Here is a 21,235-nt window from a genome sequence, read left to right on the forward strand (position 1 = left end):
CGCGCGCAGGAACGCGCAAGGCCCGGGATCTCGCGATCCCGGGCCTTTCTTTGCGTCTCGCGAAAATCTCAGCGGAGGGGCCGTTACGCCGCCGCGCTGCTGCGGTCCTGCCAGGCGATCACTTCGAGATAGTTGCGCAGCCGGTTCTCTTCGAGCTGCGCGATCAGCGGGTTCTGGTGATAGGGGGCAAGCCGTCCGGCCAGCGCGTCCGACCAGGGCGCATCGGCGGCAAAGATGATGCCGAGGCCAAGCACCGCAGGAATATGCGCATAGCACAGCGGGCGATCTGGCGTGTCGGCAGCGGCGAGGAAGTCCTCGACCGCGGTGAGCACCCCGTTGCGCGGACCGCCCTCTTCCATCGCGATGGCGAATTGCCCCATGCCGCGCCAGCCCTGCCGGAACAGCGCCTCGGGGCAGCCAAGCCGCGCACCATGCTCGAAACTGTGCGGATGGCGCCACTCGGCCGGAATGCGATCGGGCGCGTAATAGAAATCGCGCCGGGCGCAGGGCCACGAGACGTCGTGAAGAAACACCAGCAAGGGCTTCCCGGCCGCGCGGGCCACGGTGTCGATGTGGCCGAGCTCGTGGAACACGGTGTAGTAATTGTGATCCCCGTCGATCAGCCAGGCATCGGCCGCAGGCACGTCGGCCAGCACCTCGAGGCTGGGCCGCGCGACATGTTCGACGTGCGGGCGCGCTGCGGCCCACTGCGCGAATTCGGGTGCCGGGGCCGGATCGATGCAGGTGAGCCGGCCGCCGCGCGCCGCGCAATGATCGGCCAGCGCCTGCGACATCGACCCGAACTCACTGCCGACTTCGGTGATCGTGGCTGCGCCCGCGTCTTCGAGACACGGCAGGATGACGGCGGCAAATTCGGCCATCGAATGGATCAACAGGTCGCTCATGCGGCATCCTTGCTGGCGAGAGGGGCAAGAGCCAGCCGTGCTTCATCGGCGCGCTGGCGCGGCGCGAGGGGCCGGAACACGACCTCGATCATTTCCGAACCGGGAATGTCGAGCCGGGAATCGGCGTCCGGGACGATCATCATCAGCGCACTCTCCGAAAGGCATTCGAAGAGGCCCGGCGCGTGCTCACGCATCGCGTCGTGGATGATGTTGGTGCAGGGCTTGCCGACCTCGTCGACCAGCGTGGCGGCCAGCGAACCGATGCGCGACCGGGTGACCTCGGCGATCTCGACGAAGCTCCAGTCCTGACCCAGCTGCAATCCCACCGCGGCGCAATCCCTGGGCAGCGGAATGCGGGCGACGAAATAGCCGTCGTGGGTGTGATGGGCCTCGACATCGCCGGCGGTCTGCTGGTCGGCGGAAAGGTGGAAGGTCCGCAGGGACATCTTGCGCGGCGCGTAATCGGCATAGGTGAAGGCAGGGTCGAACCGCTGCTGCACCATCAGCGCGAGCCTGACGCTCATGTCCTCCTGCGCCAGCTCCGCCGGCAGGAACATGCGCGAGGAGCCGCGCATGTAGAACAGCCCGCGGCGCTTGATCTGCCGGGTGGCGAGCTCCGGATCGAACAGCTTGACCATCTGGTCCGAGCCGAGATTGACGTCATGCTCGAAGCTCTTGAGAATCGCGAGTTCGGCCGGGTCGGGCAGGAACATGAAGCGCAGCAGCGCCTGGGCTGCGGCGTCGCGCCACGCGCGGGCGCGCTCGGCATCGGCCTGCCGCAGCACCGGGCCGCCACCCTGCGCGGCGCGCGCGAACTGCACCGCGCCCTGCTGCACGCGGCCGCGCACATCGCTCTGGCCGCCCTTGATGCTGCTCTTGCCCCGGATCGGCGTGCCATTGGCCTCGTATCCGATCACCGAGCCGATCTCGCAGGTCGCCAGCTGTTCGATCACCGCGACGTTCATGCACATCGCCTCGAGCACGCCCGGATCGAAGTGGCGCTGATCAATCAGCCCCGACTTGTCGAGCCCGGTTGCGGCGACTTCGCGGCAGATCAGGTAGCGCCCGGCGACATGCACGCCGAGCCGTTCGCGCAGCAGCGCATCGATGTGATCCTGCACCGATCCATTGTAGCCAAGGTCGATCAGCATGAGCGTGTCGCCCGGCTGCGGGTTGCACACCGCGCGCACATGGGCGACCAGCCGGTCGGCATAGCGCTCGGCCCGCTGCATGGTGCGCTTGCGGCGGTGGCGGGCGTGGAGTTCCTTGTCGAGCGCGGCCACGGCCCTCGCCTGATCGGTCATGTTCCTGATGCTGCCGAGGATCCGGGCCATCTCGCCTTCTTCCAGCAGCATCTGGCGCGCGATGATCGTGGGCTTCATGCCGCGCAATGCGCCCACCTGTCGCTGATAGCCTTCCGCACTGACCAGCGAAGCGGCGGTCGCGACGAAGCGGCTGATCTCGGCACGCGCGGTGCTGGGCGCGCTCCCGCGTGCAGCGTGAACCACTTCCGGCAGGTGCCCGTCGCGCAGGCAGAACAGCCAGTGGACGGTGCCGCCGCGCGCCTGCTGCAAGGCTTCGGCCTCGGCACGCAGCCAGTCGTCGAAGGCGGTGAAGACCGGCCCGAGCACCGTCGCGCCCAGGGCTTCGGCCGGATCGTCGATCCGGGGCTCGAGCGCCGCGAGCAGTGCGCGGTGCGGCTGCAAGCCGACGATGCGGGGTTCGATGCTGCCCTGCTCGCGCACATCCATGCGGGCGCAGGCGCGTTCGTGGCGCAGCCGGCGCGCGGCCGGGTCGGCGAACTGGAGCAGGTGCAGGGCATGAACGCCAAGCCGGCGCGCGGACTGGAAATCGGCACGCGGGTTGTCGCCGATGTGCAGCACTTCGTCAGGGGCCTTCTGCATCGCCTCCAGCGCGACCTTGATCAGCCCCTGGCCCTTGGAAATGCCATGATCGCTCGAGGCGAAGATGCGATCGATCAGGCCGACCACCTCAGGGCCCGCAGCCGCTGCGATGAGCTCGCGCAGCTGGTCGGAGGAAAGGTAGGTGTCCGACACGATGACGACATCGAGCCCCTGCGCCTTGGCCACGCGCATCAGCTCGACCGTGGGCGCAAAGGCAAAGCACGCCCGCGCCTCGGCCTCGAGCTCGGCAGCGATGGCCCGATCGCGCGCGGCCTGATCGGCGAAGGGCATGACTTCGGCGTAGATGTCCGCAAGGGTCACCTCGACAGCCTCGCGGATCTTGCTCTTGGCCTTGCGGGCCCTGATTTCGCCCGAAACCCGCTGCTGGATCAACAGGCCCGGCAGCGCCGCAAAGACGTCGGTCGGCTGGTGGCAATCGCGCCACAGCAGCGTGTCGAAGCAGTCGAGCGACAGCATGGTGATGCCGGCGGGCGAGCGCAGCAGCGCCTCAGGCAACTGGTGCGGCAGAATTATCTCTTTCATCAGAGCCCCTTACCTTTGTGCCGAACGCTCGGCTGCGGCAGAGGGCTAACCGAACATGGTTTATGCTCCCACGCGGCTACGATCGGGGTTTGCCCCTAGGTGGCGGGAGGTCTGTTTTCGGTGCGGACAGGGCGCCGGGGGCACCGACTACTTTTTCGCCGGAACGGCGCGTTCGGGAGAGGGAGCCATGCCGACCCGCCCCTCGAGCAGCAGCAGCGAGATGCGGCGGTTGCGCGGGTCGGCGGGGTTATCGGCGATCAGCGGTTCGGTCTCGGCGACGCCCTCGATCCGGGCGAAGCGGCCCGCGGGCACGCCGCCGAGCACCAGCGCCTGGCGCGTCGCCTCGGCGCGGCCGGCAGAGAGCGACCAGTTGTTGCCCCGGACATTGCCGCGCCACGGCAGCGAATCGGTGTGGCCGCGCAGGATCAGCGGCGCGGGCTCGTCCCTGACGGTGTCCGAGATGACCGTGAGCAGGTCGCGCGCCTGTTTGGTGAGGATCGTCGTGCCGAGCTCGAACATCGAGAAGTCGGCATCGTCCATCAGGTCGATCCGGATGCCCTCGGGCGCGCGCATCACCCGCACCTGCCGGGCGAGGTTCGCCAGCTTGGTGCGCTCGGCCAGCTTGCGCTGGATCTTGGCGCGCACCTCGCGCAGCCGCTCGTCGTCCTTCTGCTCCGCGGTCTCCGCGCCGTTCGCCTGCGGCCCGCCGGCCGAATCGCGCGGGATCGTCAGCGCCTGGCGACCGGTCTGGCCCTTGCGATTGGGGTAATTGTCGACATCGGTGATCGACGAGCCGCCCAGCAGGCCGTTGGCCCCGGCGCTTTCCTTGCGGAGCTTGACGAGCGTGGGGGTGAAATAGTCGGCGATGCCCTTGCGCTGCTTCTCTTCCGTAGCGCCGAGCAGCCACAGCAGCAGGAAGAAGGCCATCATCGCGGTCACGAAGTCGGCATAGGCGACCTTCCACGCCCCGCCGTGGTGGCCGCCCTCGACGATCGTCACCTTCTTGACGATGATCGGAGCGGGGATGGCCGCCTTGCCCTCGGCCACGTCAGCGGCCCCGCATCATGTCGAGCAGGTCGGTGAGCTTGGGCCGGTGCGCCGCGGGCAGGCCCGAGCGCGCCGCCTCGAGCACCAGCGGCTGCGGATAGCCGTGCAAGGACGCGATGATGACCTGCTTGATCGAGTGGAAGATCTGGCTGTCGTGGGTGTTGATCTGCTTGAGCCGCCCGCCGAGCGGGGCGACGATGCCGTAGGCGAGCAGCACCCCGAGGAAAGTGCCGACCAGCGCGGAGCCGATCATGTGCCCGAGCACCTCGGGCGGCTCGTTGATCGCGCCCATGGTCTTGATGATCCCCAGCACCGCCGCGACGATCCCGAGCGCGGGCAGCGCGTCGGCGAGCGACTGGATCATGTGCGCGGGCTCCTCCATGTCGTGGAGCTGGGTCTTGATCGCGCTGTCGATCACCTCCTCGACCGCGTGAGTGTCGAGCGTGCCCGAGGAAACCACCATCAGCGTCAGCGGGTCGCAGATCATCCCGGTGACGATGGGATCGGCCTGGAGGCGCGGATATTCGCTGAAGATCGTCGAGGCGGCGGGCTCGGTGACGTGGCTCTCGAGCGCCACCGCGCCCTCCGAACGCAGCAGCTTCATCAGCTTGCTGGTCAGCGCGATCGCGTCGATGTGGTCCTCGTCGGTGTATTTCTGCCCCTTGAAGGTGCGCTGCACCCCCGCGCCGAGCAGCTTGATTGCGTGCATCGAGTTGCCGATCAGCGTCGCGCCCACCGCCGCACCGCCGATGATCATGAATTCCAGCGGCAGCGCTTCGAGCACCGGCCCCATCGCGCCCCCGGCGAGGATGAACCCGCCGAACACCATGACCAGAAGCACGACGATGCCGATCGCGACGAACACGTTCCGGGGCTCCTCAGCGGCGCAGCGCGTCGAACAGCGTCAGCGAGCTGACGCGGGCGAAGGCGGCCTGGGTGGCCTCGAGCGCGGTGAGCGACTGCTGGAGCCGCGCGACCGCATCGGCGACGTCGGTGTCGCCGACCCGCGAGCGCTGCTCCGCGAGCGCGATGCCGCGCTCGCCCTGCTGGTCCTGGACCTGCTCGACCCACGCCATGCGGGTGCCGAGGATGGTCTGCGCGCGGTTGATCGTCTCGAGCGCGGTGTCGAGCCCTTCGAGCGACGCGTTGGCCGCCGCGGCCGGATCCGCCGCGCCCCCCTGCAAGGCGCTGGTGAGCGCGCCGAGCACTGCGAAGGCGCTCGAGGGAGAGCCGCCGAGGCTGAATTCGAAGACCTCGCTCCCCGGCAGCCCGCGCTCGATCGTGGTGCCCGGCGCAATCGGCACCGCGCCGCTGGTCGCGGTCCCGGCATAGGTGACATTGCCCGCGGCGTCGCGGGTGAAGGCCTGCGCCGAGGATTGGCCGGCGAACAGCGGCTCGCCGGTCAACGAGGCGGCGTTGGCGCGGCTGAACAGCTGTTCCTGGAGCTGCCCGAGCTCGAAGACGATCGCCTGCCGCCCCTGGCTGCCGGTCGGGGTGTTCGCCGCCGCCAGCGCCAGCTCGCGCGCGCGCTGGAGCAGCACCGTGACCGCCTCGAGCTCGTTCGAGGCCGCGCCGAGGTCCTGCCCGAGCCGCGCGGCATTGTCGCCCTCGACCTTGGCGAGCGCCTCGCGCCGGGCGACGCTGCGCAGCTGGGCGGCCGCCGCGGGGTCCTGCGAGCCGCGCTCGATGCGCCTGCCGGTCGCGATCTGCGAGCGGGTGCGCTCGATCCCGGCGCGCAGGTCCGCCATCTGCGAAAGCGAGCGGTTGAAGAAGGACCCGGGGGAATTGGTGATCGAACTCATCGCGCGCGACTCCTCACTTCAGCCCGAGGATCGTGTCGAACAGCTCGGCGGCGACCTGGATCACCCGGCTGTTGGCCTCGAAGGCCTGCTGGAGGCGCACCAGGTTGGCGGCCTCGTCGTCGAGATCGACGCCGGTTTCGCGCAGCAGCTCGCTCTCGGCGCTCTCGGCGACGACCTTGAGGCCTTCGCTGCGGGTCTCGAGCGCCGAGACGCGGCTCGACAGGCCGAGCAGCAGGGTATCGGCGCGGGTCACCGGGCCGGTGCTGGCGCCGAGCGCGCCGATCAGCGCGGCGAGGTTGGCGGTGTCGCGGCTGCCCGCGGGCGACCCGGCGGGCGCGGTAGCGAGCCCGCTCGCATCGGCGAGCACCACCGCGATGTCCCCCACCCCGGTTCCCGCGAGCAGCGGCTGGCCGGGGGTGCCGTCGGCAGCGACACCCGCACCTTGCGCGGTGTTGGCGATGGCGATCACCGACTGGGCGATGGTGTCGAGATCGGTCTGGAGGCCCGCCATCCCGACGAGCGCGCTCGCGCGGCCCGCCATCGCCCCGCCCGAAGGCGCGAAGGCGGTCGCACCGAGCGCGAAGCCGGCGGTGCCGTCGGCGGCGAAGCTGACCGACAGCGTCGCAGCCGTCCCCCCGCTCACCAGCGTCACCGGCGGGGTGCCGGTCAGGGTGACGTCGGCGGTGCCGTTGGCGTTGATGGTCGGCTCGATCGCGAATTCCTCGGCGAGCTGGCGCAGCACCTTGTCGCGCGCGTCGAGCAGGCCTGCGCGGCCCGCCGTGCCCTCGCGCGAACCGACGAGGTCGGCGTTGATAGCGGCGAGCTCCTTGGCGCGCTCGTTCATGGTCAGCGCCTTGGCGCTCACCTCGTTCTGCACCAGCGAGCGGGCATTGCCGAGCGTCCCGTCGGCGATGCGGAAATTGCCCGCCATCTTGCGCGCGCCCTCGAGCACCGAGAGCCGCAGCGCAGGCTCCATCGGGTTGTTCTGGAGCCGGGTCAGCGCGGCCTCGAAATCGACGAGGCCGGTGTAGAGCCCCGAGGTCTCGATCGCGCTCTCGGCCTCGCGCATCGCGAAGAACTCGGCCCGCGCGCCCGACAGCGCCGAGGAGGCATCGCGCGCCTGGCGCTGCACCAGCGCGCTCTCCGCGCGCTCGATCGTGCCGGGGCGCACCCCTCCGAGCGAATCCTGCGCATTGGTGCCGATCGAGCCGGTCATCACCAGCTCGCCCTGCGTCAGCGTGCGGCGCGAATAGTTCGGGTTCTCGGCATTGGCGACGTTCTGCGCCGCGAGCTCGAGGCTGCGGCGGGTCGCGGCAAGGCCCGAACGGCCGATGGTGAAGATCGCGGTGGGCATCAGCTATCTCCTTGGCTCGGAAGGTATTGAGCAAGCTGCGCTTCGATGCTCCGGGCAAACCCGAAGGAGCCCGAGGCGGCGGCGATGTCGGCGAAGGTCTCGTCGCGCATCGCCTCGAACTGCTGGCGGCCGCCGCCGGTGAGCGGGGTCTCCTCGGTGGCGGTGGCGGCGCGCGCGGTGGCGAGCCACCGGCGCAGCATGATCGCCTCGAAGCCCTCGGCCGCCTTTCGCAGCGCAGCGCGTTCCGCGGAGAGGGACTCCGCCGGGCGCGCCGCGCTGCCGGCCGCGATCGGGCGGGAAGGGGTAACCGGCCCGGTCACAGCACGATCATTTCGGCTTGCAGGCTGCCGGCCTGCTTGAGGCTCTCGAGGATCACCACGAGGTCCGCCGCGCCCACGCCGAGCAGGTTGAGCGCGTCGACGATCTCGTTGAGCGACGCGGCGCCGGGCATGTAGGCGACCCGGTCGGAGCGCTCCTCGACCGAGATGTTCGAGGATTCCTCCTGCGCGGTCTGGCCCTGGCTGAACGGCGCGGGCTGGACGATGGTGGGGTTCTCCTCGATGCGGATCACCAGCTTGCCGTGGCTGACCGCGGCGGGCTTGAGGCGCACCGCGTCGTTGATGACCACGGTCCCGGTGCGGCTGTTGACGATCACCCGCGCGGCGACCGGCGCGGGGGTGACGGCGAGCATCTCGATCTCGGCCATCATCGCCGAGCGCACGTCGTTCGCCTGCGGCAGGGTGAGCGCGATCGACACCCCGTCGGCGATGCTGGCGATGCCGGAGAAGCGCGCATTGATCGCGTCGCGCACCCGTGTGGCGGTGAGGAAGTCGGCATTGCTGAGGTTGAAGCGCAGCACCGGCGCGGCATCGAAGCCGGTCGCGACGCCGCGCTCGACCGTCGCGCCGTCGGCGATGCGGCCGACCGTGGCGACGTTGACGCTGACCTGCGAGCCGTCGCGCCCGGACACCCCGAGCCCGCCGACCGCGACATTGCCCTGCGCCATCGCGTAGATCTGCCCGTCGGCGCCGTAGAGCGGGGTCAGCACCAGCGCCCCGCCCCTGAGCGAGGAGGCCTGGCCGAGGGTCGAGACGGTGATGTCGATGCGCTGGCCGGGCTTGGCGAAGGCGGGCAGCTCGGCGGTGACAATCACCGCGGCGGCGTTGCGCAGCGTCGGGCTCACCCCCGGAGGCAGCGGCAGGCCGAGCCGGCCCGACACGCCGCGCATCGCCTCGGTCGCGTATTCGAGCTGGTTGTCGCCTGTCCCCTGCAAGCCCACGACGATGCCGTAGCCGGTCAGCTGGTTGGCGCGCAGCCCCTCGAACTGGCCGAGGTCGCGGATGCGCTCGGCATGGGCGGCGCCGGGCAGCTGGCCGAAGATCGCGGCGAGCAGCAGGTAGAGGAGCGGCGCGAGGATGCGGGGGCGGATCCGGGGGCGGGTGCGGGTCATGGCGGGCGGCTCCCTCAGAACGGCGAGATGACGTTGAAGAAGCGGCTCAGCCAGCCCGGCCGGCTCGCCTGCTGCACCGCGCCCTTGCCCGAATAGATGATCCGGGCATTGGCGACCTGCGAGGAGGCGAGGCGGTTGTCGCCGTCGATGTCGACCAGCCGGATGCGGCCGGCGAACTGCACCCATTCGTCGCCCTGGCTGAACATCATCTGCTTTTCTCCGACCACTTCGGCGGTGCCGTTGGGGTAGATCGCGGCAATCGTGACGGCGACAGCGCCGTTGAGGCGGCTCTGCTGCCCGGCATTGCCCGAGCCGTTGAACGACCCTTCCGCGGCGGCTTTAAGGGCCTCGGGGTCGAGGAAATCGAGCGGGCCCTTGGTCGGCGGGGTGATCCCGAAGCTGCCCTCGCGGGCGGTCTTGCCGGTGGTGCTCTTGGAGGTGGTGGTGGCCTCGGTGAGCACGATCGTCACCATGTCGCCGAGCATCCGCGCGCGGGTCCCGGTGACGAGGCCGGCATAGCCGTTCGAGGCCTGGAAGATCGCGCCAGCGCTCGCCGGCTGGGCCGTCGCCGCCGGCAGGGCGGTCAGCGCCGCGCCCGGGGGAGGCGGGGCGACGAAGCCCGGCTGCGGACCGCCGCCGCCGCCCATGCAGGCGGCAAGCGCCAGCGGCGCAGCGAGGGCGAGGAGGATGCGCGGCGTCATCGAGGCCCTCACAGCGTCTGGTTGGCGTTGCGCAGCATCTCGTCGACCGCGCTCACCATCTTGGAGTTGATCTCGTAGGCGCGCTGCGTCTCGATCATCTCGACCAGCTCCTCGACGACGTTGACGTTCGATCCCTCGAGCATCCGCTGACGGATCTGCCCGCGCCCGTTCTCGCCGGCGAGGCCGACCTCGGCCGGGCCCGAGGCGGCGGTCTCGACGAGGAAGTTGTCGCCGATCGCGCGCAGGCCCGCCGGGTTGACGAAACTCGCAATCTGGAGCTGGCCGAGCAGCTGCGGCTCGGCCTGGCCCGGGGCGAGGGCGCTCACCGAACCGTCCGGCGCGATGGTGATCGATTGCGAGCCGGGCGGCACCTGGATCGGCGGCTGGAGGGCATAGCCCTGCGCGGTGATGATCGTGCCGTCGTTCGAGAGGGTGAAATTGCCCGCGCGGGTGAAGCCCGGCTGGCCGCCGCCCGGCAGCTCGACCTGGAAGAAGCCGTCGCCGTCCAATGCAATGTCGAGCGCATTGCCGGTGTTGTTGAGAGTGCCCTGCGTCTGCATCCGGGTCGTGCCCTGCACCTGCACCCCGGTGCCGAGGTTGAGACCGACGGCAAAGGCGGTCTGCCCGGTCGAGGCCTGCCCGGCGGTGCGCTGCTCTTGGTAGGCGAGCGTCGCGAAGTCGACCCGGTCGCGCTTGAAGCCGGTCGTGCCGATATTGGCGAGGTTGTTGGCGATGACGCGCATCCGGGCATCCTGGGCCTCGAGGCCGGTGCGGGCGACGTGAAGGGCGGAAGTGGGCATTTATGTCTCTCCTCGTGGGGAACTGGGGGGATCAGCGCAGCGCCATCAGGCCGGCGCCGGCCTCGTCGAGCTCGCCGGCGGTGGCGATCACCCGGGCGCGCTGTTCGAAGGAGCGCTGGGCCTCGACCATCTGCACCAGCGTGTCGGCGGTCTGGACGTTGGACATCTCGAGCGTGCCCGGGGTGAGGCGCGCGGTCGGATCGGGGGGCAGCACGCCGGTCCCGCCATTCGGACCGGGCACCTTGAGGAAGCCGTCGATGCCCTTGGCGAGCGGGCTGCCTTCAGGATTCACCATGCGGATGCGGTCGATCGGCTCGGACGGAGAATTGGCCTGCGTCGGGTCGCGCCCGAGCACGGTGCCGTCGGCGGCGATCGCGAGGATGTAGCCCGGCGGCACGGTGATCGGCGCCCCGCCCTCGCCGAGCACGGCAAGCCCGTCGCCGTTCTCGAGCACGCCCGAGGCGGCGACCCTCAAGTCGCCGCGCCGGGAGTAGACCTCGCCCTGGCGGTCGGGCGACTGGAAGGCGAGCAGCGCCTCGCCCTCGAGCGACACGTCGAGCGGGTTGCCGGTCGGCACCGAACGCCCCGCGCCCATGTCGGCGCCGCGCACGTTGCCGCGCGCCATCGCCCGCGCCTCGAGCGAGCCGTCCCTGAGCGTCGCCGGGGTGACCGCGAAGACCTCCTGGCGAAAGCCCGGCGTCGAGGCGTTGGCGAGGTTGTTCGCCACCACCCGCTGCCGGTCCATCGCCGCGTTCATCGCGGTCATGGCGGTGTAGATCAGCCGGTCCATGAGCTTAGCTGCGCAGGTTGAGCACGGTCTGCGAGATCTGGGTGGCGGTATCGATCGCCTTGGCGTTGGCCTGGAAATTGCGCTGCGCGGTGAGCAGCGAGATCATTTCCTCGGCGAGGTCGACATTGGAGCGCTCGAGCGCGCCGCTGATCATCTTGCCATAGGTGCCGATGCCCGGGTTGCCGAACACCGCCGCGCCCGAATCCCCGGTCGCCTGCCACTTGGTCTGCCCGGCTGCGCGCAGCCCGTTGGGCGCCGAGAAAGCAGCGAGCGCGACCTGGCCGATCGGCGCGGTGGTGCCGTCGGCATAGGCGGCGGTGATCGTGCCGCGCACGTCGATCGTCACGTTGGCGAGCGTCGAGCCGGCGCCGTTGGTGATCGGCACATCGACATCGGCGGGCGTGGTCGAGGTCGGATCGCCCGCAGCGTCGACCGGGTAGGCCTGGAGACGGTTGCCCCAGCTATCCTCGAGCTCGCCCGCGGCGGTCAGGCGGAAATTGCCGTTGCGGGTGTAGGACACCTGGCCCGAGATCGGGTTGGAGAGCGCAAAGAAGCCGTCCCCGTCGATCGCGAGGTCGAGCGCGCGGCCGGTCTGCTCGAGCGGGCCGAGCACGAAGTCCTGGGTGATCCCGGCGACGGTCGCGCCGATCCCCGGGCTGCGGCGCGGGTCGGTCGCCGAGCCGGTGGCGACGAGGTCGGCGAACTGCACCGAGCTCTTCTTGAAGCCCACCGTTTCAGCGTTGGCGATGTTGTGGGAGATGACCTGAAGGTCGGTCTGGGCGTTCTTGAGACCGCTCAAGGAAGTGAAGAAAGACATGGGGGACGATCCTTTCGGGTGGGGGTCGGGAAGGTGAGGCTCAGGTGCGGGGCCGCAGCGCGGCCTCCTGCGCGGAGATCAGCCGGTCGAGCTTGGTCGAGATCTCCTCGAGCGTCGCGCCGCTCGCGGTCTGGGCGGAGAGGGCGGAGAACTGCGCCATCTGCGCGATCATCGCCTGGTTGTCCTGCGGCTCGAGCGGGTCCTGCTGCGAGAGCTGGGTGGTCAGCAGCTTGAGGAAATCGGCCTGGTCGAGCGTCTGCGCCTGGCCCGTCAGCTTCGAGGGCGTGTTGAGGCGGTCGAGCGTCGCCTGCGCGGCGGGGGTGATCGAGTTTGTGGTGGTCATCATTGGCTCCTCAGGGTTTCGAGCATCAGCTGCTTGGCGGTCTGGAGCGCCTGGACCAGGTTCTGGTACTGGCGGGCGCTCTCCATGATCTCGACCATCTCCGCGCTCTCATCGACCGCGGCCTCCCAGACGTTGCCGTCCTTGTCGGCGAGCGGATGGTTGGGATCGTGGCGCTTGGTCGGCGGCGCCTCGGCGCGCACGAGGCCGCTGGTGGTCACCCCCGCAAGGCCCGAGGCCTTGTCGAGCTCCACCGCGAAGACCGCGCGGATCGGGCGGTAGGCGCCCTCCTCGGTCGAGGAGACCGAGCCGGCGTTGGCGAGGTTCGAGGTCGCCGCGTTCATCCGCACCATCTGCGCGCTCATCGCGCGGGTGGTGAGCGAGAACAGCGTGGGCGGGGTGCGGTCGGGCATCGCGCTCACTCGCCCTTCAGCGCGCGGGTGATGGTGCTCACCCGGCCCTGCACGAAGGCGAGCGTCGCCGAATAGGCGACCGCGTTCTCGGCGAAGGCGACCTGCTCGCGGCCAAGCTCGACCGTGTTGCCGTCGAGCGAGGGCATGGTCGGGCGGCGGTAGACCATCCGCGCCTCCCCTCCCTGCCGCGAGAGGCGGGCGTCGAGCGCGGCGTTGAAGTCGATGTCGCGGGCCTTGAAGCCGGGGGTCGCGGCGTTGGCGATGTTCGACGCGATCACGCCCATGCGCTCCGAGCGCAGGGTCAGCGCGGCGCCGTGTATTCCGAAAAGTCGCTCGTTCATGCCAGGGGTCTCCTGCCGGGCCGCGGGGGCAGGCCCGCAGCATCGCAGGGCCCGGTCAGCAGGAAGCGTGCCAAACCGGCGCCCGACGCCCTGCCGACGCCCTGCCGACGCCCTGCCGCACCCGCCCCGCGCCGGGCGGCGGCAGGTCCTTGCCGGGCGCCGGGGCGCGGCAGGCAAGGCCGTGCCGGGGCAATCACCTAGGCTTAATCGCCCCTGCGCGCCGACGTTCTCGCATGACGAGACCAGCTTTTCCGGGAGGCCCGCCATGCCGCACAACCTGTCCGCCCTGTTCGATCCCGGCGCACTGGCGATCGTCGTCCTCGGCACGATCCTCGCCACCGTCGCGCGCTGCGGCTGGCGCGAATGCGCGGCGGCGCTCGACACTGCGAGTCGCCTGCTGCGGCGCGGCTTCCGGCGCGAGGCCAACCGCCGCGCGCTCGCCCAGGCGGCGGGCGCGATCCAGCGCGACGGCGCGCGCCGCGCCGATCCGGCGCTGCCCCCCGACCGCGCGCTCGGGCTGATGCTCGAATCCTACCTGCGCCACGGCAGCCTCGAGGCGGCGGGCCAAATCCGCCGCTCCGAACGCGCGCTCGACGAGGCGCGGCGGGTCGGCGCGGTGCAGGTGTTCGGCTGGGCGGCCGAGCTTGCCCCGGTGTTCGGGCTGATCGGCACGCTCTACGGCTTCACCCAGCTCAACCCCGACGCAGGCGCGGGCAGCACCACGGCGATGATCATGACCGCGATCTCGACCGCGGTGCTGACCTCGCTTTACGGCGCGCTGATCGCGCACCTCGTGTGCCACCCGCTGGCGAGCGCGATCGAGCGGCGCGGGGCCGCCGAGGAGCGCGAGCGCGAGGCGCTGGCCGAATGGTTCACCGCGCAGATCGAATCCACCGATCCGGCCGCGCGCGCGCGCCGTGCGCACCTCAGGGGCGTTGCATGACGCGCAGCGCCGTGGCCCCCCGGGGGGGACCGGCGCGCGGGGGACATAGCTGGCAGCTGATCCTCGCCGACCTCGCGCTGATCCTGTTCCTCATGACGCTCTCCGCGCTCCCCGCCGCCGAGGCCGAGAGCGGCCAGCGGCTCGCCGACCGCGAGGCGCGCGAGCAGGACACGCGCAGCACCCCCCGCCCGCAGATCGCCGCGGCGCTCGCGCTCTACCGGGCGGTGCCGGGCGGCCCGAGGCTCGGCACCTGGCTCGCGGCGCAGCAGCCCGACCCGCGCGCGACGCTGACGATCTTCGCGACCCACACCCCGGGCGGCGAGGCCGCCGCCTTCGCGCGCGCCGAGGCGCTCGCCGCCGAGGCGCGCGCGGGCGGTACGCGGGTGCGCACGATCATCACCGCAGGCGAGCGCGAGGACCTCTACGCGAGCCTCGCCTATGACGAGAAGGTCGCCGATCCGGCGCGCTGAGCGCGCGCCTCAGCCCAGTTCGATGCGGTTGCGGCCCTGCTGCTTGGCGCGGTAGAGCGCCGCATCCGCGCGGGCGAGCGCGCCGCGGGTGTCGGCGTCCGCGCAGACCTCGGCGATCCCGCCAGAGAAGGTGATCCGGCCGAAAGGCTCGCCGGTGTCGCGGTTCAGCAGCACCCGCGCCGCCTGGGCGCGGCGGATCGCGTCGAGCCGGCCCTTGGCCGCTTCGCGCGAGAGTCCGGAGAACAGCAGCACGAACTCCTCGCCCCCGTGGCGCGCGGTGAAGCAGGCATCGCCCGCCATCTCGCGGAAGCTCGCGGCGAGCGCGCACAGCACGCGGTCGCCGGCGGCGTGGCCGTGGCGGTCGTTGATCCGCTTAAAGTTGTCGACGTCGCAGAAGGCGATGCTGAGCGGCTCGCCGCGGTCGCGCGCGGCGATCGTCGCGGCGACCAGCTGCCGCTCGAAGGCGCGGCGGTTGGGGAGGCGCGTGAGGTGGTCGATGTCGGCCTCGCTGCGCGCCCTGGCGAGGCTGTCCTGCAAGCGGTCGATCTCGAGCTCGCTCTTCGCCATCGCCGCCTCGACCTGCTCGATCCGCGCGAGCATCGCGCGCGACAGGTCGAGCACCTGCGCCAGCCCCTCGGGCCGGGCGAGGCCCGCGATCTGCACCCCGATCGCGCCGCGGTGATCGCTGGTCTCGCTGTGCGCCTCGCGGGTGGTCTGGGCGAGGTGGGTGAGCGTGTAGTCGAGCTTCTCGGACAGCGTCTCGAGCGCGGCGATGCGGCTGTGCCCGTCGGGATCGAGCCGGGCGAGCGTATCGAGCCAGCGCTGGTCGATCGGCTCGCCCGCCGCCTCGCGCCGCACCAGCGCGGCGGCGAGTTCCGGGTGCGAGCCCGACAGCGCGCCGCAGATCGTCGCGAGGTTCTGCGCGGTCACCGCGAGGTCGTGGCGCAGCACGAAATCGCCGATCTTGCCGAGCAGCGTGCGGCGCGCCTCCTCGGCACGGCCCTCGGGCGCGTCGGGGGCGCTGGCCCGCACGCGGGGCCTGGGTGAGCGGGAGAGGTAGCCGTTGGGAAAGGGCATGGCGTGGCGCGTGATCGAGGGGTCCGGGAGTGTGACCCCCTGTTCTAGCGGGCCATGCTTAAGTCGCGCCGTGCCGCTCCCAAGGGTTATCACCTAGTCGCGCCCCGGCATGGCTTGGCATGGCCCTTGCTCCACCCATCGCGAACGCACCGCCGCCCCGGCGGGCGCAACACCTTGCCGCCAGGAGCCTGCCGCGATGGAAAGCACCTCGACCCTCACCGCCGGCTGGCGGTTCGCCCCGCTCGCCCTGCCGATGCTGCTGCCGCTGTGCGACCCTGCCGCGCGGGCGAGCGCGCCCGCCGCGACACCGGCGCTGATCGACCGCGCCGTGGCCGAGTTCACCGGCGCCGCCGCCGGGACCCCCGGCGGGGCGCGCGGCGCGACCGACCCGCGGCTCCAGCTCGCCCCCTGCGGCGGCGCGCTCGCGGTCAGCTGGCAATCCACGGCGAGGAGCGCGGTGAAGGTCGAGTGCCCCGGCCCGACCAGCTGGCGGGTGTTCGTCGCCCTCACTCCCGCGCAGGGCAGTGTCGCAGGAGCGAAACCGGCTCCGGTCGTCAAGCGCGGCGAGGCGCTCACCGTCCAGGTGCGCGGGCGCGGCTTCAGCGTCCAGCAGCCCGGCGAGGCGCTGGAGAGCGGCGCGGTCGGCGACTGGATCGCGGTGCGCACCGGCGCCAAGTCGCAGGGCCTGCGCGCGCGGATCGCGCGTCCGGGCCTCGCGATCATCGGGTCCGAGTAGGAATACCTAGGCCCCCCCTTAAACCCGCGCGCCGCGCGCCGTTCTCGGCTCCGGAACCTGATCGAAGGATTAGCACGTCATGCCCTCTGTCGAACTGAGCAAACTGTCCGGGGTCGGCGGCCTGCGCGCCGTGACCGCCGGGGACCGCGCGCAGATCGAAGCGCGCCCCGCCGCCGCGGGCGGCAGCACCGCGCCTGCCGCCGCCGCCGCCGGCATCAGCCTCGAGGTGACCGCCGCGAGCGCCGCCGCCACCCCGCCGGTCGATGCCGAGCGCGTCGCAGAGATCCGCAAGGCGCTGAGCAACGGCTCCTACCCGCTGGTGCCGACCCGGATCGCCGACGCGATGATCGCCGCGCAGGTCAGGCTCTCGCTGCCCGAGCGGAGCTGAGCGGGTGCCCGAAATCCTCGTCCCCGCCCAGATGGCCGCCCCGACCCCCGGCAGCGATCCGCTCGCCAGCAACCTGCGGCAGATGATTGCCGTGCTCGAACGCGAACGGCAGGCGCTTGCCGCGCTCGATGCCGACAGCCTGATCGGCGCGGCGCGGGACAAGGAGGCGCTGTGCGACACGCTTGCCGCGTTCGGCCCCGACGGGCTGCGGCTCGAGGGTGAGACCCGCAACCTCGCCGAGACCGCGCGCCAGCTGAACGAGGTCAACCGCCGGGTGCGCAACCTCCTCGCCGCCAATGTCGCCGCGCGGATCGAGGCGCTCGGGGGCAAGCGCCGGATGCCGCGCGCGCCCTATGCCAAGATGCGGCCTAGGTAGTCTTACCAGGGCCGCCCCGCCCCGCGTCTGGCACACCGCTTGCTGATCCTCCCCCGAGACGCGCGCCGCATCCCGCGGCGCCCCTGACCGGCGGAGGACGCGTGAGCCAGCCACTTCCCTTCACCAGCCTGCCCGCGGGCTCGATCCGCGCGGGCTTCGAGACCGCCGCGCGCATCCACGCCGCGGCGCGCGAGGCGATGGACGGGCGCACCCCCGCGACCCGCGAGATCGCCAACCCGGGCAATCCGGTCGAGGCGGCGATCGCCAGCGCCGCGCGCGCGACCAGCGTCGATTTCGATTTCCTGCTCGCCCAGGCCCAGGTCGAATCCGCGATGGACCCGAACGCCCGCGCCGCGACCTCGAGCGCGACCGGGCTCTACCAGTTCATCGAGAGCACCTGGCTCGGCACGATGAAGCGCCACGGCGCGCGCTTCGGGCTCGGCGATGTCGCCGACCAGATCGACACCACCGCCTCGGGCGAGGCGTGGGTCGCGGACCCGGCGCGGCGCGAGGCGATCCTCGCGATGCGCAGCGACCCCGAGGTCGCCGCGCTGATGGCGGCAGGGCTGGCCGAGGACAACCGCGCGCACCTCATGCCGATCCTTGGCCGCCAGCCGAGCCATGCCGAGCTCTACCTCGCGCACTTCCTCGGCGCAGGCGGTGCCGGGCGGTTCCTCTCCGAGCTCCAGCAGGACCCGACCCAGAACGCCGCGGCGCTGTTCGCCCGGCCCGCCGCCGCCAACCGCGCGATCTTCTACGCGCCCGACGGCAGCCCCCGCAGCCTCGCGCAGGTCATGGAGGTGATCGGCGGCAAACTGGGCCGCGCGCTCGACCGCGCGAGCGACGGGCAGGGCATCCGCTACGCCCGCGCCGACTACCCGCGCACAGGAAGCGGCGGGGCGGGGTTCACCCCCTACCTCGTGGCGGACGAGGCGGTGTTCGGACCCGGCATCCCCGCAGCGCTGACGCAGGAGAGCCTCCCCGCCGCCGCGCTGCGCGCGCCCGAAAGACCCCCCATGTCGCAGGTGCTCGGCAGCACCTTCGGCGGCGATCCGGCCGCGGCCCCGCCCGGGGTGCGCCGCGCCTATGACCGGCTGAAGGCGCTCGGCCTGTGACCCCTGCGACGACCGCTTCCGACCCCCTCGCCCGCTTCGGCAAGCTCTCGGGCTCGCTGATGCTGCCGGTCGGCATCTTCGCGCTGCTCGCGCTGATGGTGCTGCCGATCCCGGCGGTGCTGCTCGACGTGTTCTTCGTGCTCAACATCGCGATCTCGATCGCGGTGCTGATGGTGGCGTTGAACGCCCGCCGCCCGCTCGACTTCTCCTCCTTCCCCTCGGTGCTGCTGTTCGCGACCCTCCTGCGGCTCGCTTTGAACGTCGCCTCGACGCGCGTGGTGCTGGTCCACGGCCACGAGGGCGAGGCGGCGGCGGGCGAGGTGATCGAGAGTTTCGCGGCGTTTCTGGTGGGCGGCAATTTCGCGGTCGGGTTGTTCGTCTTCGCGATCCTGATGATCATCAACATGATCGTCATCACCAAGGGCGCGGGCCGCGTCTCCGAGGTCTCGGCGCGCTTCGTGCTCGACGCGCTGCCGGGCAAGCAGATGGCGATCGACGCCGACATCGCCGCCGGGCTCATCACCGCCGACGAGGCGCGCGAGCGCCGCCGCGAGGTGACGGTCGAGGCCGATTTCTACGGCTCGATGGACGGTGCCTCCAAGTTCGTGAAGGGCGACGCGATGGCGGCGCTGCTGATCCTCGGGGTCAACATCGTCGCCGGGTTCGGGATCGGGATGATCAGCCACGGCCTCTCCGCCACCGAGGCGGGCGAGGCTTACGTGACGCTCGCGGTGGGCGACGCGCTGGTCGCGCAGGTGCCCGCGCTGCTGCTGTCGATCGCGGCGGCGGCGATCGTCACCCGCGTTTCCGACCAGCGCGACCTTGCCGGGCAGATCGGCGGGCAGTTCGCCGATCCGCGCGGGTGGCTGCCGGTGGCGCTGATCCTCGGCGCGGTGGGCGTGGTGCCCGCCATGCCGCAGGTGATCTTTCTCCCCGCCGCCGCCGTCGCGGGCGCGATCTGGTGGCGGTTGAAGCGCCGCGCCGCCGCCCCCGCGCCGGTGCCCGCCGAGGCCGCGCCCGAGGTCGCCCCCGACCACATCGCGCTCGCCGACGTGGCGGACTCGACGCTGGTGACGCTCGAATTGGGCTATGGCCTCCTCGGGCTGGTCGACGCTGCGCAAGGCGCCCCGCTCGTCACTCGCATCACCGGCATTCGCAAGCAGATGTCGCGCGACCTCGGCTTCGTCCTGCCGCAGTTCCGGATCCGGGATTCGCTCGATCTCGCCGCGCAGGACTACGCGGTGCTGATGGGCGGGGTGAGCATCGCGCGAGGGAGCGTGCGGCCCGGCAAGCTGCTTGCCATCGACGCGGGCGAGGTGCGCCCCGGACACGGCTTGACCGGCGAGCCGACCCGCGACCCCTCCTTCGATTGCCCCGCGCTGTGGATCGCCCCCGCGAGCCGCGACCATGCGGTGGCCGAGGGCTTCCTGGTGGTCGACCCCGCCTCGGTGATCGCCACTCACGCCAATCAGGCGCTGCTCGCCGAGGCGCACCAGCTGCTCGGGCCCGACGAGGTGCGCGAGTGGGTCGAGGGGTTGAAGGCCCGCTCGCCCGCGCTGGTCGAGGCGGTGCACCCCGATCCGCTGCCGCTCGCCGCGCTGACCCGCACCCTGCGCGCGCTGATCGCCGACGGGATCGGCCTCGCCCACCCCCAGCCGCTGTTCACCGCGCTCGCGCTCGCGCTCCAGAAAACCACCGACTTCGACGCGGTGATCGACGCGGTGCGCGCCGACATGGCCGCGCGGCTGGTCGGGCGCATCGCGGCGCCGGGCGAAAGCCTCAAGGTGGTGACGCTCGACGCGGGGCTGGAAGCCGCGATCCTCGGCGGGATGCACGATCCGGCGACCGGCCAGCCGCTGATCGAGCCCGATTGCGGGAGCATGATCGTGCGCGAGGCGGGGCGGATCGCCGACGCCGAGGGCACGCCGATCGCCCTCATCGTCCAGCCGCCTGCGCGCCGCGCGCTCGCCGCGCTGCTCAAGACCCGCTGCCCGCGCTGCCTCGTCCTGTCGATCGCCGAACTGCCCGCCGCGCAGCCGATTGCCGTGATCGGCGTGATCGGCGGCGCCGAGGAGGGCCCGGTGCTCGCCGCCCCCGCGGAGCTGGCCGCATGAAGCACGACCACACGGGTTTCGGCGCGCCTGCGGGGCTCTATGCGCCCTCGCGCGCCGAGGTCGAGGACCGGGTGCGCCGCTTCCTCCCGCTGGTGCGCCGCGCCGCCTGGCACATTCACGGGCGCGGGCGGGATGGCCTCGAGGTCGAGGACCTCGTCCAGGTCGGCGTCCTCGCGCTCACCGAATGCGCCCAGCGCCACACCGCGCCAACCGAGGACGGGTTCGCCGCCTATGCCAAGATCCGGGTGCGCGGGGCGATGCTCGACGAGGTGCGCCGCGTCGCCCACGACAGCCGCACCGCCCGCGCGCGCCGCGCCGCCTGCGAGCGCGCGCTCGCCAGCTTGCGCGGTTCGCTAGGGCGCGATCCGAGCCGGGGTGAGCTGGCGCGGGCGCTCGGCGTGAGCGATGCCGAGCTGCTCGCGATCGAGGCCTCGGGGGTGCGGCTCACCTCGATCGACGAGGCCTATGACGAGACCAGCCTCGCCTTCGCCAGCGACGACCCCGACCCCTTCGAGGCGCTCTGCGCGGTGGAGGACCGCGAGCGCCTGATCGCGGCGATGACCCGGCTGCCCGACCGGCTGAAGCTGGTGCTCCAGCTGTTCTTCGTCGAGGAGCTGAACCTCACCGAAATCGCCGCGGTGCTCGAAGTGAGCGTGCCGCGGGTGCACCAATTGCGCGCGAAGGCGCTGAAGGATTTGCGGGCGCTGCTGGAGGGGGGGTGAAACGGCCACATTCCCGTTCGTGCTGAGCCTGTCGAAGCACTGTTCTTCCGCTTCGAAGAGAAGTGCAGCCCTTCGACAAGCTCAGGG

24 protein-coding genes are annotated in these 21,235 nt (G+C 71.6%); 8 read left to right on the forward strand and 16 right to left on the reverse strand.

Annotated elements, in window-relative coordinates; genetic code table 11:
- Positions 1 to 83 precede the first annotated feature (83 nt).
- From ACLBKU_RS04330 to ACLBKU_RS04400, 15 genes are all read right to left on the reverse strand, one after another.
- The gene (locus tag ACLBKU_RS04330) at positions 84 to 905 is read right to left on the reverse strand and encodes a class I SAM-dependent methyltransferase (RefSeq protein ID WP_410178301.1); all 822 of its coding nucleotides are present in this window, start codon (positions 903 to 905) and stop codon (positions 84 to 86) included.
- Positions 902 to 3,352 carry an HAD family hydrolase gene (locus ACLBKU_RS04335; protein ID WP_410178302.1) on the reverse strand — a complete coding sequence of 817 codons (2,451 nt, stop codon included), beginning with the start codon at positions 3,350 to 3,352 and terminating at the stop codon, positions 902 to 904. Before ACLBKU_RS04335 ends, ACLBKU_RS04330 begins: the two co-directional genes overlap by 4 nt.
- Positions 3,353 to 3,499: 147 nt before the next feature.
- Positions 3,500 to 4,399, reverse strand: a complete 900-nt coding sequence (locus tag ACLBKU_RS04340) for a flagellar motor protein MotB (RefSeq protein WP_410178303.1) — start codon at positions 4,397 to 4,399, stop codon at positions 3,500 to 3,502.
- A gap of 1 nt (position 4,400) precedes the next feature.
- A complete protein-coding gene (gene motA, locus ACLBKU_RS04345; RefSeq protein WP_410178304.1) occupies positions 4,401 to 5,264 on the reverse strand; it encodes a flagellar motor stator protein MotA in 864 nt (287 codons plus the stop codon).
- 13 nt (positions 5,265 to 5,277) lie between these two features.
- Positions 5,278 to 6,201 (reverse strand): flagellar biosynthesis protein FlgL, encoded by a 924-nt coding sequence (locus ACLBKU_RS04350; RefSeq protein WP_410178305.1) that lies wholly within the window; start codon positions 6,199 to 6,201, stop codon positions 5,278 to 5,280.
- A gap of 13 nt (positions 6,202 to 6,214) precedes the next feature.
- Positions 6,215 to 7,555 (reverse strand): flagellar hook-associated protein FlgK, encoded by a 1,341-nt coding sequence (gene flgK / locus ACLBKU_RS04355; RefSeq protein ID WP_410178306.1) that lies wholly within the window; start codon positions 7,553 to 7,555, stop codon positions 6,215 to 6,217.
- Positions 7,555 to 7,875 carry a flagellar biosynthesis protein FlgJ gene (locus ACLBKU_RS04360; RefSeq protein ID WP_410178307.1) on the reverse strand — a complete coding sequence of 107 codons (321 nt, stop codon included), beginning with the start codon at positions 7,873 to 7,875 and terminating at the stop codon, positions 7,555 to 7,557. Before ACLBKU_RS04360 ends, flgK begins: the two co-directional genes overlap by 1 nt.
- Positions 7,872 to 9,005 (reverse strand): flagellar basal body P-ring protein FlgI, encoded by a 1,134-nt coding sequence (locus ACLBKU_RS04365; RefSeq protein WP_410178308.1) that lies wholly within the window; start codon positions 9,003 to 9,005, stop codon positions 7,872 to 7,874. Before ACLBKU_RS04365 ends, ACLBKU_RS04360 begins: the two co-directional genes overlap by 4 nt.
- A 14-nt stretch (positions 9,006 to 9,019) precedes the next feature.
- Positions 9,020 to 9,706 (reverse strand): flagellar basal body L-ring protein FlgH, encoded by a 687-nt coding sequence (locus tag ACLBKU_RS04370; RefSeq protein ID WP_410178309.1) that lies wholly within the window; start codon positions 9,704 to 9,706, stop codon positions 9,020 to 9,022.
- An 8-nt stretch (positions 9,707 to 9,714) separates the two neighbouring features.
- The gene (flgG, locus tag ACLBKU_RS04375; protein ID WP_410178310.1) at positions 9,715 to 10,506 is read right to left on the reverse strand and encodes a flagellar basal-body rod protein FlgG; all 792 of its coding nucleotides are present in this window, start codon (positions 10,504 to 10,506) and stop codon (positions 9,715 to 9,717) included.
- Between the two features lie 31 nt (positions 10,507 to 10,537).
- Positions 10,538 to 11,296, reverse strand: a complete 759-nt coding sequence (locus tag ACLBKU_RS04380) for a flagellar basal body rod protein FlgF (RefSeq protein WP_410178311.1) — start codon at positions 11,294 to 11,296, stop codon at positions 10,538 to 10,540.
- A gap of 4 nt (positions 11,297 to 11,300) precedes the next feature.
- Positions 11,301 to 12,113, reverse strand: a complete 813-nt coding sequence (locus ACLBKU_RS04385; protein ID WP_410178312.1) for a flagellar hook-basal body complex protein — start codon at positions 12,111 to 12,113, stop codon at positions 11,301 to 11,303.
- A gap of 40 nt (positions 12,114 to 12,153) precedes the next feature.
- Positions 12,154 to 12,459, reverse strand: coding sequence for a flagellar hook assembly protein FlgD (locus tag ACLBKU_RS04390; RefSeq protein ID WP_410178313.1), 306 nt, complete (start codon positions 12,457 to 12,459; stop codon positions 12,154 to 12,156).
- Positions 12,456 to 12,866, reverse strand: coding sequence for a flagellar basal body rod protein FlgC (gene flgC, locus ACLBKU_RS04395; RefSeq protein ID WP_410178314.1), 411 nt, complete (start codon positions 12,864 to 12,866; stop codon positions 12,456 to 12,458). The genes ACLBKU_RS04390 and flgC overlap by 4 nt, the downstream gene beginning before the upstream one ends.
- A gap of 5 nt (positions 12,867 to 12,871) precedes the next feature.
- On the reverse strand, positions 12,872 to 13,207 hold the full coding sequence (locus ACLBKU_RS04400) for a flagellar basal body rod protein FlgB (RefSeq protein ID WP_410178315.1): 336 nt from the start codon (positions 13,205 to 13,207) through the stop codon (positions 12,872 to 12,874).
- A 265-nt stretch (positions 13,208 to 13,472) separates the two neighbouring features.
- On the opposite strand from ACLBKU_RS04400, the gene ACLBKU_RS04405 reads away from it, so the two are divergent.
- Complete coding sequence (locus tag ACLBKU_RS04405) at positions 13,473 to 14,150, forward strand: MotA/TolQ/ExbB proton channel family protein (protein WP_410178316.1); 678 nt, start codon at positions 13,473 to 13,475, stop codon at positions 14,148 to 14,150.
- Positions 14,147 to 14,620, forward strand: coding sequence for a hypothetical protein (locus ACLBKU_RS04410; RefSeq protein ID WP_410178317.1), 474 nt, complete (start codon positions 14,147 to 14,149; stop codon positions 14,618 to 14,620). Before ACLBKU_RS04405 ends, ACLBKU_RS04410 begins: the two co-directional genes overlap by 4 nt.
- A gap of 9 nt (positions 14,621 to 14,629) precedes the next feature.
- On the opposite strand, the gene ACLBKU_RS04415 is transcribed toward ACLBKU_RS04410, so the two are convergent.
- Positions 14,630 to 15,652, reverse strand: coding sequence for a diguanylate cyclase domain-containing protein (locus tag ACLBKU_RS04415; protein WP_410178318.1), 1,023 nt, complete (start codon positions 15,650 to 15,652; stop codon positions 14,630 to 14,632).
- A gap of 241 nt (positions 15,653 to 15,893) precedes the next feature.
- Between ACLBKU_RS04415 and ACLBKU_RS04420 the strand changes: the two genes are divergently transcribed.
- The 6 genes from ACLBKU_RS04420 to ACLBKU_RS04445 all read left to right on the forward strand — a co-directional run bounded on the left by ACLBKU_RS04420 (position 15,894) and on the right by ACLBKU_RS04445 (position 21,148).
- Positions 15,894 to 16,433, forward strand: a complete 540-nt coding sequence (locus tag ACLBKU_RS04420; protein ID WP_410178319.1) for a flagella basal body P-ring formation protein FlgA — start codon at positions 15,894 to 15,896, stop codon at positions 16,431 to 16,433.
- A gap of 79 nt (positions 16,434 to 16,512) precedes the next feature.
- Positions 16,513 to 16,821, forward strand: coding sequence for a flagellar biosynthesis anti-sigma factor FlgM (gene flgM, locus ACLBKU_RS04425; RefSeq protein ID WP_410178320.1), 309 nt, complete (start codon positions 16,513 to 16,515; stop codon positions 16,819 to 16,821).
- 4 nt (positions 16,822 to 16,825) lie between these two features.
- Positions 16,826 to 17,197, forward strand: coding sequence for a flagellar protein FlgN (locus tag ACLBKU_RS04430; protein WP_410178321.1), 372 nt, complete (start codon positions 16,826 to 16,828; stop codon positions 17,195 to 17,197).
- Positions 17,198 to 17,298: 101 nt separating this feature from the next.
- Entirely contained in the window at positions 17,299 to 18,312 is a 1,014-nt protein-coding gene (locus tag ACLBKU_RS04435; protein ID WP_410178322.1) for a transglycosylase SLT domain-containing protein, read from the forward strand.
- Between the two features lie 59 nt (positions 18,313 to 18,371).
- Complete coding sequence (locus ACLBKU_RS04440; protein ID WP_410178994.1) at positions 18,372 to 20,426, forward strand: flagellar biosynthesis protein FlhA; 2,055 nt, start codon at positions 18,372 to 18,374, stop codon at positions 20,424 to 20,426.
- Positions 20,423 to 21,148: a sigma-70 family RNA polymerase sigma factor gene (locus ACLBKU_RS04445; RefSeq protein ID WP_410178323.1), complete on the forward strand. Its 726-nt coding sequence runs from the start codon at positions 20,423 to 20,425 to the stop codon at positions 21,146 to 21,148. The genes ACLBKU_RS04440 and ACLBKU_RS04445 overlap by 4 nt, the downstream gene beginning before the upstream one ends.
- Positions 21,149 to 21,235 lie beyond the last annotated feature (87 nt).

Source organism: Erythrobacter sp. NE805, assembly GCF_046452355.1.
Lineage (GTDB): Bacteria > Pseudomonadota > Alphaproteobacteria > Sphingomonadales > Sphingomonadaceae > Erythrobacter.